This window comes from Streptomyces sp. NBC_01142 (assembly GCF_026341125.1).
In the GTDB taxonomy this organism is placed as follows: Bacteria; Actinomycetota; Actinomycetes; order Streptomycetales; family Streptomycetaceae; genus Streptomyces.
The window spans coordinates 1,578,557-1,592,691 of sequence record NZ_JAPEOR010000001.1 but is presented as its reverse complement, the minus strand read 5'-3'; the positions used below and the strand labels follow the sequence as shown (position 1 = coordinate 1,592,691).

General features: G+C 72.1%; 10 protein-coding genes. 4 read left to right on the top strand and 6 right to left on the bottom strand.

Annotation, left to right across the window (positions count from 1 at the left end):
• Positions 1-2: 2 nt before the first annotated feature.
• Genes OG883_RS07475 through OG883_RS07460 form a run of 4 tightly spaced genes read left to right on the top strand, consistent with a single transcriptional unit; the run spans position 3 to position 3,944 of the window.
• Positions 3-1,052 carry an ABC transporter permease gene (locus OG883_RS07475; RefSeq protein WP_266536642.1) on the top strand — a complete coding sequence of 350 codons (1,050 nt, stop codon included), beginning with the start codon at positions 3-5 and terminating at the stop codon, positions 1,050-1,052.
• A complete protein-coding gene (locus OG883_RS07470; protein ID WP_266536640.1) occupies positions 1,049-1,954 on the top strand; it encodes an ABC transporter permease in 906 nt (301 codons plus the stop codon). Before OG883_RS07475 ends, OG883_RS07470 begins: the two co-directional genes overlap by 4 nt.
• Positions 1,951-2,931, top strand: coding sequence for an ABC transporter ATP-binding protein (locus tag OG883_RS07465; protein WP_266536637.1), 981 nt, complete (start codon positions 1,951-1,953; stop codon positions 2,929-2,931). The genes OG883_RS07470 and OG883_RS07465 overlap by 4 nt, the downstream gene beginning before the upstream one ends.
• A gap of 38 nt (positions 2,932-2,969) precedes the next feature.
• Positions 2,970-3,944 (top strand): ABC transporter ATP-binding protein, encoded by a 975-nt coding sequence (locus OG883_RS07460; protein WP_266536635.1) that lies wholly within the window; start codon positions 2,970-2,972, stop codon positions 3,942-3,944.
• 56 nt (positions 3,945-4,000) lie between these two features.
• On the opposite strand, the gene OG883_RS07455 is transcribed toward OG883_RS07460, so the two are convergent.
• The 6 genes from OG883_RS07455 to infB form a co-directional block, all read right to left on the bottom strand.
• A complete protein-coding gene (locus OG883_RS07455; protein ID WP_266536632.1) occupies positions 4,001-4,966 on the bottom strand; it encodes a bifunctional riboflavin kinase/FAD synthetase in 966 nt (321 codons plus the stop codon).
• Between the two features lie 41 nt (positions 4,967-5,007).
• Complete coding sequence (locus OG883_RS07450; RefSeq protein ID WP_266536630.1) at positions 5,008-8,862, bottom strand: trypsin-like peptidase domain-containing protein; 3,855 nt, start codon at positions 8,860-8,862, stop codon at positions 5,008-5,010.
• Positions 8,863-9,074: 212 nt separating this feature from the next.
• On the bottom strand, positions 9,075-9,974 hold the full coding sequence (gene truB / locus OG883_RS07445) for a tRNA pseudouridine(55) synthase TruB (protein WP_266536628.1): 900 nt from the start codon (positions 9,972-9,974) through the stop codon (positions 9,075-9,077).
• Complete coding sequence (gene rbfA, locus OG883_RS07440; protein WP_266536625.1) at positions 9,971-10,426, bottom strand: 30S ribosome-binding factor RbfA; 456 nt, start codon at positions 10,424-10,426, stop codon at positions 9,971-9,973. Before rbfA ends, truB begins: the two co-directional genes overlap by 4 nt.
• 25 nt (positions 10,427-10,451) lie before the next feature.
• Entirely contained in the window at positions 10,452-10,745 is a 294-nt protein-coding gene (locus OG883_RS07435; RefSeq protein ID WP_266536623.1) for a DUF503 domain-containing protein, read from the bottom strand.
• Between the two features lie 166 nt (positions 10,746-10,911).
• Positions 10,912-14,034, bottom strand: a complete 3,123-nt coding sequence (gene infB / locus OG883_RS07430; protein WP_266536620.1) for a translation initiation factor IF-2 — start codon at positions 14,032-14,034, stop codon at positions 10,912-10,914.
• Between the last annotated feature and the right edge of the window lie 101 nt (positions 14,035-14,135).

The window sequence follows — 14,135 nt, the reverse complement described above, 5'->3', positions numbered from 1 at the left end:
CGATGAGCACGACGAGCACCACGAACACCTCCGCTGTGGCGCGGGCCTCCGATGCCCGCGCCACGAGCGGCAACGCGCGCGCCTATCTCCTCTATGTGGCGGGCAAGCTGGGCGGCGCGGCGATCTCGCTGCTCGCCGTGCTCGTCACCAGCTTCTTCCTCTTCCGGATCATCCCCGGTGACCCGGTGAAGGCCATGACGCACGGCATGCCGACATCCGCCGGGCAACTGGCCACACTCCGTCGGCAGTTCGGTCTCGATCAGCCGATGTGGCAGCAGTTCACCGACTACTGCGCCAAGGCACTGACGGGCGATCTCGGTACGTCGTACCAGTTCCACGCCCCCGTCGGTGAGCTGATCGCCCAGAAGCTGCCCGCGACGCTCCTGCTCACCGGTGTTGCGGTGGTGATCTACTCGGCGATCGGGCTGTGGCTCGGCACCCGCTCCGCCTGGCGCCACGGCAGTCTCGGCGACAAGCTCAACACGGGTGTGGCGCTGACCCTGTGGTCCGTGCCGTCGTTCTGGCTCGGGCTGCTGCTGATCATCACCTTCTCGGTGGGCATCGGCCCGATCCCCGGCATGTTCCCGACCGGCGGCATGGAGTCGGGCGACGAGACCGGATTCGCCTACGTCGCCGATGTCGCGCACCACATGGTGCTGCCGGTCCTCACCCTGGTCGCGGTGGGATACGCCCAGACGCTGCTGGTGATGCGCTCCTCGCTGCTGGACGAGATGGGCAGCGACTATCTGACGACGGCGCGGGCCAAGGGGCTGCGGGACGATTCCGTCCGCCGTCGGCATGCCGTGCCCAACGCCCTGCTGCCCACCGTCACCATGGTCTTCATCAACCTGGGCCATGTGGCGGCCGGCTCGATCCTCGTCGAGACGGTCTTCTCCTGGCCGGGCCTCGGCGGGCTCTTCTACCAGGCGCTGAGCGTGCCCGATCTGCCGCTCGTCCAGGGTCTCTTCGTGGTCTTCGCGGGCGCGATGATCGTGATGAACCTCCTCGCCGACCTGCTCTATCCGCTGCTCGATCCCCGGGTGGGCCGATGACGACGACGACCGCCACCGCAACGTCTCTCGCCTGGGCGCGCCGCCGCGACTCGGTGGCCCGCTTCTGGCACTCGTACCGCTCGCACCGGGCGGGGCTCCTGGGTCTCGGTGCGCTGGCGCTCATCGCCCTGGTGGCGCTCGCCGCGCCGCTGCTCGTCGGCAGCGACGTGCAGAGCGTGACGCACGCACCGGGTGCGGCCCTGGAGCCGCCGAGCGGTGAGTTTCCGCTCGGGACCGATCAGTTCGGCCGCTCCCTGCTGGGCCTGCTGGTGTGGGGAGCGCGGATCTCCCTCGCCGTGGGACTGCTGGCCGCCTCACTGTCGGTGGCCATCGGCACCCTGGTCGGCATCATCGCCGGTCACTACGGCGGCTGGTTCTCCACCGTGCTCATGCGGATCACGGACTGGTTCCTGGTGATGCCGACGCTGGTGCTGGCGATCGTGCTCGCGACCGTGATGTCCCGCAGCGTCTGGACCGTCATCATCGCGATCGGCGTCACCAGCTGGCCGACGACGGCGCGGCTGGTGCGTGCGCAGACCATCGCCGTCGAGTCCCGCCCGTACATCGAACGCGCGAAGGCACTGGGCGGCGGGCACGGTCACATCATGAGCCGCCATGTGCTGCCCAATGTCATGCCGCTGGTGCTGGCCCAGACGACCCTCGGCATCTCGAGCGCGATCCTGACGGAGGCGACGCTCGCCTTCCTCGGACTCGGCGATCCGACGGTCGTCTCGTGGGGCGGCATGCTGCAGGACGCGCGGGAGGCGGGCGCGGTCTCCTCCGGGCACTGGTGGTATCTGGCGCCGCCCGGTATCGCCATCGCGCTGGTGGCCCTCGCCTTCACCCTGTGCGGGCGCGCGATCGAGGCCGTGCTCAACCCGAAGCTGGGGGTGGCTCGATGAGTCTGCTCGACGTCAGGAACCTGCGTGTGACGTACGGCTCCGGGGCGCGGGCCGTGCCCGCCGTACGGGGTGTCGACCTCTCCGTCGCCGCAGGCCAGAAGCTGGGGATCGCCGGCGAGTCCGGCTGCGGAAAATCGACTCTCGCGCTCGCCCTGCTCCGGCTGCTGCCCGCCTCCGCCAGCCTGAGCGGGGAGATTCTCCTCGACGGCGAGGACGTCATGACCATGAAGTGGGGGCGGCTTCGTGCCGTGCGGTGGGCGGGCGCCTCGATCGTGTTCCAGGGCGCGATGCATTCGCTCAACGCGGTGTACCGGATCGGCGAACAGATCGCCGAGCCCGTGCTGTTGCACCACAGGTCCACCCCGGCCGCGGCGAAGAAACGCGTTGCCGGGCTCCTCCAGCAGGTGGGGTTGCCGGCCGCCCGCGCGGACGCGTATCCGCACGAACTCTCCGGCGGGCAGCGGCAACGCGTGATGATCGCGATGGCACTCGCCTGCGATCCCCGGCTGATCGTCGCCGACGAGCCGACCACCGCGCTCGATGTGATGATCCAGGCCCAGATTCTGCGGCTGATCGAGCAGCTGGTCGCCGAGCAGGACATCAGCCTGCTGATGATCAGCCACGATCTGGCGGTGCTGGCGGACACCTGCGACCGGCTGGCGGTGATGTACGCGGGCCGGATCGTCGAGGAGGGACCTGCGCAGAGCGTGTACGCCGCGGCGGAGCATCCGTACGGGCGTGCCCTGTCCGCCGCCTTCCCGCGCGTCGGTGACGCGGCCTCGCGCCGGGCGCCGCGCGGCCTGCCGGGGGATCCTCCCGACCCTGCCGCGCTGCCCGGCGGCTGTACGTTCCACCCCCGCTGCCCGGTCGTGCTGGACGCATGCGCCGCGGAGGACCCGCCGCTGTCGGTGGCGGCGGACGGACACCGGGCGGCGTGCGTGCATGTGGGCGCGGTGCGGTCGGAGAAGAGCCTGTGACCGCGCTGCCCGCTTCACCCGGCAGTCAGGAGCCCGTCGTGACCACCACTCCCCTGCTGTCGGCCGCCGATCTGCACGTCGCCTTTCCCGGGCGGCGCGGCGGCCCGTCCGCCCGTGCGGTCGACGGCGTCGACCTGGACATCGGTACGGGCGAGATCGTCGCGCTGGTCGGCGAGTCCGGATGCGGCAAGACGACGCTGGCCCGTTCCCTGCTCGGCCTGGTGCCGCCGACGTCGGGACGTGTCACCTTCGGCGGTGTGCCGCTCGCGTACACCTCCCGCGCCCTCAAGTCGTACCGCAAGCGCGTCCAGCTGGTGCTCCAGGATCCGAGCGGCTCGCTCAATCCGCGGCACACGGTGTACGACGCGGTGGCCGAGGGCCTGCGGATCCACGGGTACGCCGGCGACGAGCGCGAGGCCGTCGCCGAGGCGCTCTCGCGGGCCGGGCTGCGGCCGCCCGAGCGCTTCTTCCTCCGCTACCCGCACGAGCTCTCGGGCGGTCAGCGCCAGCGTGTCGTCATCGCGGGCGCGCTGGTCCTCGAGCCCGAACTGATCGTCGCCGACGAGCCGGTGGCCTCGCTGGACGCGTCCGTACGCGGCGAGATCCTGGCCCTGCTGCTGCGCCTGCGGGACGAACTGGGCCTGTCCGCACTGGTGGTGACGCACGATCTGGGGCTGGCGTGGAACATCGCGGACCGCGTGGCGGTGATGTACCTGGGCCGGATCGTGGAGTCGGGCTCGGTGGAGGAGGTACTGACGTCGCCCCGGCACCCGTACACCCAGGCGCTGTTGTCGGTCCTGCCGGAGTCGGAGGGCGCCCCGGTGGTGCTGACGGGCGAACCACCGGACCCGTCCCGTATCCCGGCGGGCTGCCGTTTCCATGCACGCTGCCAGGTGCTGGCCTCGGGCGAGGCGGACCGGGCGGGCGTGGCGGAGAGCTGCCGCACGAGGGACCTCCCGATCCTGCCGAGCGGGACGGGGGCAGGGGTGGCCTGCCACTGGTCCGCACGGTAGCGGCGGGGGTACCCGGACGCGGGCCCCCGGCGCCGGTCCCGCCGGGCCGGGAAGCCTCAGCCGCGGGCCGAGCCCGCGTCGTACGACTCCGTCAGCTCGCGGCACTTCTTCACGTCCGCGCCGATCGCCTCCAGCAGCCCCTCGATCGAGTCGAACTTCTCCTGGCCCCGCACATACGCCAGGAAGTCCACCGCCACATGCAGCCCGTACAGATCAAGACCCACGCGGTCGATCGCGTACGCCTCCACCGTCCGTTCCGTCCCTTCGAACTGCGGGTTCGTCCCCACGGAGATGGCCGCCGGCATCCGCTCGCCGTCCGCCGTCAGCCACCCCGCGTAGACCCCGTCCGCCGGAATCGCCGTGTGCGGCAGCGTCTCCACGTTCGCCGTCGGGTAGCCCAGCTCACGTCCGCGCTGCGCGCCCCGCACCACCACGCCCTCGACGCGGTGCGGGCGGCCCAGGATCTCGGCGGCGCCCTCGACATCGCCGTCGGCTACAAGGCGGCGGGTCAGCGTCGAGGAGAACGGCTCTCCGCCGCCCGCCTCGCCGCTCACGAACAGGTCGACGACCTCGACCTCGTAGTCGTACGTCGCACCCAGCTCGGACAGGAACGCGACATTGCCGGCCGCCTTGTGACCGAACCGGAAGTTCGGGCCCTCGATGACCGCCCGCGCGTGCAGCTTGTCGACCAGTACCTTCACGGTGAAGTCGGCCGGCGAGAGCTTCGAGAACTCGGTGGTGAAGGGGAGGATGAGCACCGCGTCGACACCGAGCGAGGCCATCAGCTCGGCACGCCGGTGGTGCGGTGCGAGCAGCGGCGGGTGGCTGCCGGGGCGTACGACCTCGCTGGGGTGCGGGTCGAAGGTCACCACGACCGACGGCACCCCCAGCTCACGCGCCCGCTCCACGGCCCGGCCGATGATCAGCTGGTGCCCGCGGTGCACTCCGTCGTAGGAGCCGATGGTGACGACGCTGCGTCCCCAGTCCTGGGGGATGTCCTCCAAGCCACGCCAGCGCTGCACTGTGACCGCTCCTCGCCCGAACCCGTGTACGTGATTGCCGATTACGCAGGTCTAAGACTGCCATGCCCGTGGCTCCCGGTCCGCATCGGCATCGGGCTGCCCAGGGTCTCGACCATCCGGCGTGCGCTCGGACCGACCACCACGGCCCAGTCCTGCGGGGCGCGGGCCAGCCACTCCGAGACAAGCGCGGCGAAGCCGGGGACCTCGCGGGCCAGCTGGACCAGCTGCCGGTCGAAGCAGGTCGCGCCCTCGGGCGTACGGACCAGGAGCAGCCCGGTGCGGTGCACGAGCTCCCGGGTGCGGGCCTCGGCGCGGGCCCCGCAGCCGAGCGCGGCGGCCCGCAGCACGGCGTCCAGGACGCCCAGGTCCCGTGCCGCGTACTGCTCGTACTCGAGGAGCATCTCGAGGAGCTCGGCCCGCAGCGGCCACGAGGCCGCACTGCCGGGCGCTGCCAGTACGAGAGCGAGCGCACGGCGCACCGGGACCGGGCGGCCCCGCAGCAGGCCGGTGACGAGCGGGAAGAGCATGGCGCGGGCGCCCGGGCCCTGCTCGAGGCGGCGGTCGACGTACGCGGCGGCGTGTACCGCGCCTTCGGGCCGGAGGTCGATGTACTCGCAGACGAGCGCGGCGGACCGGCGGGCCAGGGCGGGGGTCGTGACCTCGGCGAGAACGCGCAGTACGTCGGCCGCACCCTCGCCCGGCCGGTGCAGCCGCGCCTGGAAGGCGGCGAGCACGGGCTCGGGGTGCGTGGTGAGCGCGACGCCGAGGGCGTCCGCGGGCAGCTCGCCCGCCCCGAAGGCCGTCAGCGCCTCGGCGAGATACCCGGAACGGGTGTGCGGATCACGGACGAGGAGGCTGAGTGCCGGACCGTGCAGGGCGGTGTCGGCGGGGCGGGCGAGCAGCGCACGGGCGGAGTACCGGAGCAGTTCGCGGTCGGATCCGGTGGTGGCGCGGTCCACGACGGCCGACCCGTACGCGGCGGCGGCGACGCGCCGCTCGGGCCGGGGGTCGTGGGCCCAGCGGTCGACAGCGCGACAGAGGGCGGACGGCTCGTCCTCGGCGATTGCGGCGAGCAGCTCGTCGGCGCGGGGGTGGACGGTGGCGACGAGAGCATCGGTGAGGTCGTCGACGGCGAGGTGGCGACGGGCGTACAGCAGCGCCTGCGCGGCGGCGGCGACTGTGGGCCGCAGCTCGGCGTCCGGGGCGGCGGGAAGCGGCGTCTCGTCGCTGAACCAGCGGCACAGCAGCGGTTGTACGGCGCCGGGCTCGGCGGCGAGCCGCGCGGCGACGGCGTCCAGATAGCGGGGCCCGGTCCCGGGACCGGGTGGGGCGTCGGCGGGCACGAGCCGGCGCAGCAGATCGATCCGGTCGGCCTCGGTCACCCGCAGCCGCTCCCAGAACCAGGGCCCGAACTCGTCCGGGCCGCCGAGCCACGGGGACGCTCCTCGGGATGCGGACCGCCGGGTGATGCGTGCGGCGAGCAGCCGCAGCACGGGGAGGTACGCCCCCGCGTCGGGCACCCGGAGCAATGTCTCCCTCAGGAGCCTGGCCGCCCACCACCGGGCATCGTCGAGCCGCGCGCCGGCCTCGCCCCTGCCCTGTCCGTGCCCGGAGTGCGGTGCCCCCTCAAAGCCGTACGCCCCGTCAAGGCCGCATGCCTCTTCGGAGCCGCACGCTTCTTCGGAGCCGCGCCCTTCTTTGGAGCCGCACGGTCCGGCCATCGCTTCCAGCCTGTTCAGCGCTTCCACCAACTCCTCCAGCCTGCCGACCAGTTGGGACCGACGGCCGGACCGGTCGAGGAGCAGCAGGGACTGGACAACCGGGCCCAGGCGGTGACGCGGGACCGGGAAGGGGCGGGTTTCGGGAGCGGCAGAGCCCGTCGGCGGGGGGACGCACGCGCTTCCCCGGCCGCCCGTGCCCGGCCCGGGCTGCAGGCCCGTAGGCGGCCGGGCGCGCCAGCAGTGGACCAGGGAGTGGACCAGGGAGTGGAGCGCCGCGTCGAGGTCCAGGTGCGCGCCCTGGACCCAGTCCGCGAGTTCCTCGTGCGCGAAGCGGTAGCCGACACCCGCCGGGACCAGCAGGCCCTCGGTCAGCACCGCGGAGGCCCAGCCCGTTCTCCACGGGAAAATCTCCTCGAAGGACTCGCGGTCCAGCTCCCCCTGCCCGGGGCCGAGGCAGCGCCGGGCCGCCTCGTGGACCTGGCCCGCCACTTTCGCGGCGAGGCGGCGCACGGCCGAGCCGCGCAGCGGCGGCCGGCGTGCCGCGGCGACACGGACCGCGATGCGCAGGCACAGCAGATCCAGATGGGCTGCGAAGACGTCCTCCCGGCCGGGCCTCCCCGGCACCGCTGCGGGCAGCGCCTCCCTTACCTCCGCGAGCAGCCGCAGCGCGAGCGGATGCCGCTCGTCAGCGGCGGCGAGGGCTCCGGCCGGGAGCCCGTACCGCTCACGCGCGCGTTGTGCCTCGCCCGCGGACAGATCGGCCAGGCGGAGTGCGGGCGGCAGCCGGTCCCCGGTCCCGGAAGGCTGGTGCGGTGACCCAGCCGGGCGGTGTGCGGGCCCGGAAGGCCGCTGCAGGAGACCTGCGGGCCGATGGAGGGAAGCCGAGGGCCGGTGGAGGGAACCCGAGGGCCGCTGTACGGGACTTGAGGGCCGGTGCAGGGGCCCGGCCGGCCGGTCCGAGGGCCCGGAAGGCCGGTGCAGGACTTCCGGCGGGTAGAGCGCCCCGGCCTGCTCCCAGTGCTCGGGCCGGCAGCCGACGACCAGCCGCACGCCGCACGATCTCAGCCAGCTCACCGTCCCCGCCGTCCAGCCGGGCAGCCGATGGGCCAGTGCGGGCGGCATCTCCTCGGATCCGTCCAGCAGGACGAGCAGCGGCCGCCCGGCCTCGCGGGCAAGGCGCGCCACCCGCTCCGGAGTGAGAACGTCCATGTCTCCCCGCACGCCCGACGCGGCGAGGATACGGCCGGCCCGGTGGAGGGTGCGGGCCACGGCGTCGGCGACCGAGGTGTCGTCGGCGCGCAGATCGGCGCCGCGCAGCCACACGGTGGGCGCGGGCTCCTCCCCGCACGCCCGGCGATCGGCGAGCGCGGCGAGTTCGGTCGTACGGCCCGTGCCGGGATCGCCGACGAGCCCCATCACCAGGGCGGTGAAGGACGCGAACTCCCGTACCGTGTCGAGCCGTTCCACGGGGTCGGGCCAGACGCTCGGCCCGCCGTACGGGCCGACGGAGGTGGCGGTGAGCTCCAGCACGGCGGCGAGGTTGAGGTCGTGCCCATAGGCGGGGACGGTCCTCGCGTTGCGCCGCAGCAGTGCGGTGAGCGGCCCGTCCGGCTCCAGCGCCGCGGCCCGCAGCGGCAGCGCGAATCCCGCCGCCCGGTGCCCGGACTGCAGCGCGGTGCCGAGCACGGCCAGCACCGCACCGGTCCCGGCGTCCAGCACCGGTCCGCCGGCCGCCTCGCCGCCCAGCCGCAGCGCGTCACTGCCGTCCGTCCCGATCGCCAACTCCATGGCGTCGCCGACCAGATGGGAGCGGTCGATCGCGGTGTAGGTCACCTGTGCGGTACCGAGGACGCGCGCCTCGCGCCAGCCGCGGGCCACGAGCCGTACATACGTCCCGGGCTCGACCCGCTCCCGCGCGCTGATGGGCAGCGGCCGCACCCCGAGCCCTTCGGTGCGCACCAGGGCGAGCCCCGCCTCGGGCAGTGCGGTGATGGCATCGGCCTCGGCGAGGCACGTCCGCTCGCCGGGGGCGTGCAGTACGACCCGTGCGAGCCCGTCGACGGCCTCATGGCCGGTGACGACCGTGCCCAGATCGTCGGCGACGAACCCGGTCCCGCGCGGCCGCCCGGCCGGATCGCAGATCCGGACCAGCGTCGCCAGGTCCTCGCTTCCCATGGTGTCGACGGTAGGTCGGCAGTGATCACCAAGAGAAGAACGCGCGGCAAAAGCGCCCCCCACTGCACCCGCGGTTCACTCCGAGCGCTGGGCCGATGGGGTGAATCCCGGGGGCACGGCGGATAGACCCTCTGCGAGGGGGATCGTGGAACGGGCAGCGACCCTGCCCGTTCCACGGTGCGGCAATGGGCCGCGAGATCGCGCGCGAGAGCTCAGCCGAAGACGGCGAGGCTCTTGGCCTTGCCCTTCTGCTCCTCCACCAGCGCCAGGAAGCGGCCGTCGGGGGCGAAGGCGGCCACTGGCGAAGTGTCGTACGCCGGCATGTCCAGCCGTACGCCGTTGGTCAGCAGCTTGGCGTTCTTCTCGGACACGTCCCAGCGCGGGAACGCGGCCGCCGCGGCCTCGGCGATCGGCATCACGACCAGCTTCTCCTGGAGCTGGTCGAGCGTCTTCGCCGCATCCAGTCCGTACGGACCGACCCGGGTGCGCCGCAGCGCCGTCAGATGCCCACCGACGCCCAGTTCGGCGCCGACGTCACGGGCGAGGGCGCGGATGTACGTACCGGAGGAGCAGACCACGGAGACAACCAGGTCCACGACCGGCGTACCGTCCTCGGCCACCGCCTCCCGGACGTCGTACACCTGGAAGGAGGAGACGGTCACCGGCCGGGCCGGGATGTCGAACTCCTCGCCCCCGCGCACACGCGCGTACGACCGCTTGCCGTCGATCTTGATGGCGCTGACCTTGGACGGCACCTGCATGATGGCGCCGGTCTGCCGGGCGACCGCCGCGTCGATGCCCTCCCGGGTGACCCCGGAGGCATCGGCCGAGGAGGTGATCTCACCCTCCGCGTCGTCGGTGACGGTGTTCTGCCCCAGCCGGATGGTGCCGAGGTACTCCTTCTCGGTCAGTGCGAGGTGCCCGAGAAGCTTGGTGGCCTTCTCGACGCCCAGCACCAGTACACCGGTGGCCATCGGGTCCAGCGTCCCCGCATGTCCGACCCGGCGGGTCCTGGCGATCCCGCGCATCTTGGCGACGACGTCGTGCGAAGTGAAGCCCGACGGCTTGTCCACGATGACAAGCCCGTCGGGCGTCTTTGCTGCAGTGCTCATTCCGCGGCGGCGCCGTCCTCGTCGTCCTCGTCACCGGGCTTGCGGTACGGGTCCGCCTCGCCCGCGTACATGGCGCCCGAGGACGTCTCCCGCACCTTGGCGTCGGAGGCCCGCGCCCTGTCCAGCAGGTTCTCGATCGTCTTGGCGTTCTCCGGGAGTGCGTCCGCCACGAACGTCAGGGTGGGCGTGAACTTCGTCCCCGCCGCCGCACCGACCGCCGAGCGCAGAATGCCCTTGGCACTCTCCAGTCCGGCTGCCGCGCTCGCCCGGTCCTCGTCGTCGCCGTAGACCGTGTAGAAGACCGTGGCCTCCCGCAGGTCACCGGTGACACGGGTGTCCGTGATGGTCACGTGTGTCCCCAGGCGAGGGTCCTTGATGCCGCGCTGCAGCTTCTCGGCCACCACCTCCCGGATGAGGTCCGCCAGCTTCTTCGCCCGCGCGTTGTCGGCCACTGGTCCTTCTCCTTCATTTCCTTGCTCAGTCTTCGTCGCTGTGCAGCCGCCGTCGTACCGACAGCAGTTCCACTTCGGGCCGGCCGGCAACCATGCGCTCGCACCGGTCCAGTACGTCTGTGAGATGCCCCGTGTCCCCCGACACCACCGCCAGGCCGATCCTGGCCCTGCGGTGAAGGTCCTGGTCACCGACTTCCGCCACGCTGACTGCGAATTTCCGCTGCAGCTCGGCGACTATCGGGCGGACGACGGAGCGTTTCTCCTTCAGCGACCGTACGTCGCCGAGGAGCAGATCGAAGGACAGCGTCCCCACGTACATGTATGTCCGGATGTCCCGCCGGTACGGGTTAGAGGGTCCCTCCGAAGCTTGGCAGGGACACAAGAACCGTACACGCAACGGCCGGGGCCGATCGACGGATATATGACCCGTCGACCGGCCCCGACCACTGCAGTGCCCAGGGGGCTGCGCCCCCGGGTGGTGCGGATCAGCCTCGCGGCTTCTCGCGCATCTCGTACGTCGCGATGACGTCGTCGATCTTGATGTCGTTGAAGTTTCCGAGGTTGATACCGCCCTCGAAGCCTTCGCGGATCTCGGTGACGTCGTCCTTGAAGCGGCGCAGACCCTGGATGTTGAGGTCCTCCGCGATGACCTTGCCGTCGCGGATGAGCCGGGCCTTGGTGTTGCGCTTGACCTCGCCGGAACGGATGAGAACACCCGCGATGTTGCCCAGCTTGGACGAGCGGAAGATCTCGCGGATCTCCGCCGTACCGAGCTCGACCTCTTCGTACTCCGGCTTGAGCAGACCCTTCAGGGCCGCCTCGATCTCCTCGATGGCCTGGTAGATCACCGAGTAGTAGCGGACGTCGACGCCCTCGCGCTCGGCCATCTGCTGAGCACGGCCGGCCGCACGGACGTTGAAGCCGATGACGATGGCGTCGGAGCCCATCGCCAGGTCGATGTCCGACTCCGTGACCGCACCCACACCACGGTGCAGGACGCGGATGTCGACCTCTTCGCCGACGTCGAGCTGGAGCAGCGAGGACTCGAGAGCCTCCACCGAACCGGACGCGTCGCCCTTGATGATGAGGTTGAGTTCCTGCACCAGACCGGCCTTGAGCGCCTCGTCCAGGTTCTCCAGGGAGAACCGGACACCCTTGCGGGCGAAGTTGGCGTTCCGCTCACGAGCGGCACGCTTCTCGGCGATCTGACGGGCGGTGCGGTCCTCGTCGACGACCAGGAAGTTGTCGCCGGCGCCGGGGACGTTGGTGAGACCCAGGACCAGGACGGGGGTCGCAGGACCCGCTTCCTCGACGTTGTTGCCGTTGTCGTCGAGCATCGCCCGGACACGGCCGTACGCGTCACCGGCGACCATCGTGTCACCGACGCGGAGCGTTCCGCGCTGGACGAGCACAGTGGCGACAGCACCGCGACCGCGGTCGAGGTGGGCCTCGATCGCAATACCCTGTGCGTCCTGCTCCGGGTTGGCACGCAGGTCGAGCGAGGCGTCCGCGGTCAGGACCACGGCCTCCAGCAGGGAGTCGATGTGCAGACCCTGCTTGGCGGAGATGTCGACGAACATCGTGTCGCCGCCGTACTCCTCGGCCACCAGACCGAACTCGGTGAGCTGACCGCGCACCTTGACGGGGTCGGCGCCTTCGACGTCGATCTTGTTGACCGCGACCACGATCGGCACACCGGCCGCCTTGGCGTGGTTCAGCGCCTCGATCGTCTGGGGCATCACACCGTCGTTCGCCGCCACCACGAGGATCGCGATGTCGGTGGACTTCGCACCACGGGCACGCATGGCGGTGAACGCCTCGTGACCGGGGGTGTCGATGAAGGTGATCTTGCGCTCTTCGCCGTTGACCTCGGTACCGACCTGGTACGCACCGATGTGCTGCGTAATACCGCCGGCCTCGCCCGCAACGACGTTCGTCTTGCGGATCGCGTCGAGCAGTCGGGTCTTACCGTGGTCGACGTGACCCATGACGGTCACGACCGGCGGACGCGCGACGAGGAACTCCTCGCCACCCTCGTCCTCACCGAACTCGATGTCGAAGGACTCGAGAAGCTCGCGGTCCTCCTCCTCCGGGCTGACGATCTCGAGGACGAAGTTCATCTCGTCCGCGAGCATCTTCAGCGTCTCGTCGGAGACGGACTGCGTGGCAGTGACCATCTCGCCGAGGTTCATCATCACGCCGACGAGCGACGCCGGGTTGGCGTTGATCTTCTCCGCGAAGTCGGTGAGGGACGCACCGCGCGACAGACGGACGGACTGTCCGTTGCCACGAGGCAGCATCACACCGCCGACCGACGGGGCCTGCATGGCCTCGTACTCCTGGCGCCTCTGCCGCTTCGACTTGCGACCGCGACGGGCAGGCCCGCCGGGACGGCCGAACGCGCCCTGTGTGCCACCACGGCCACCGGGACCACCCGGACGTCCGCCGAAGCCGGGACGGCCACCGCCGCCACCGAAGCCGCCGCCACCACCGGGGCCACCGCCACCGGGACGACCGGCGAAGCCGCCGCCGCCACCGGGACGACCGCCACCGGGACCGGCAGGACGGCCGGCGAAGCCGCCGCCACCACCGGGACGACCGGCACCGGCACCGCCGGGACGACCGCCGCCGCCACCGGGACCACGGCCTCCGCCGCCACCGGGACCGCCACCAGGACGGGGACCGGCAGCAGGGCGTTGCGGCATCATGCCGGGGTTCGGACGGTTACCACCGGGGGCACCGCCGGGACGCGGAGCGCCGCCCTGCGGGCGGGGCATGCCGCCCGGGCTCGGACGGGCGCCGCCCTGGCCCTGCGGACGCGGAGCGCCACCGGGACCACCCTGCGGACGCGGGGCGCCACCGGGGGCACCGGCACCGCCGGGACGCGGAGCGCCACCCGGACGGGGCGCCTGCGGGCGCGCCATTCCGGTGGAGCCACCCGAGGTGAAGGGGTTGTTGCCCGGACGGGGACCGGCCGGACGGTTGCCGCCGGGGCGCGGGGCGCCCTGACCGGCGGGACGTGCGGGACGCTCGCCACCACGGCCACCGTCACGCTGGCCACCGTCGCGCTGACCGCCGTCACGCTGACCGCCGGCCGGAGCCGGACGGGCGGGACGCGGGCCGGGCGTGGCACCCGCGGGACGCGGGGCCTGCGGTGCGGCGGGCTGGGCCGGAGCCGGAGCCGAGAACTCGGCTGCGGGCACCGGAGCCGCCGGAGCGGGCTTGGCCGGCGCGGGCTTGGGACCCGGACGGGGGCCACCCGCCGTCGGAGACGGCGCTGTGGGGGTGCTGCTCACGGGTGCCTCGGCCGCGGCCGGCTTGGGAGCCGGGGCGCCGGGCTTGGGGGCAGCGGGACGTGCCGACGGCGCCGGGGAGGGCGCGCCGGGCTTGGCAGGCGCGGCCTTGCGAGGCGCGCCAGGCTTGGCAGCGGACTTGCCGGCGTTGCCGCCGGGCCCCTGCAGTGCGTCAGTCAACTTGCGTACAACCGGCGCCTCGATCGTCGAGGACGCCGAACGGACGAATTCACCGAGTTCTTGGAGCTTGGCCATGACGACCTTGCTCTCGACGCCGAACTCCTTGGCGAGTTCGTATACCCGGACCTTAGCCACTTCGCTCCTTTTAGGTCCGGGTTACCGCCGGACCGTCGCTACTTCATGGGCGTACTCATCGCGTACTCATCGAGTGCTCATCGCAATCTCGACCTACTTCC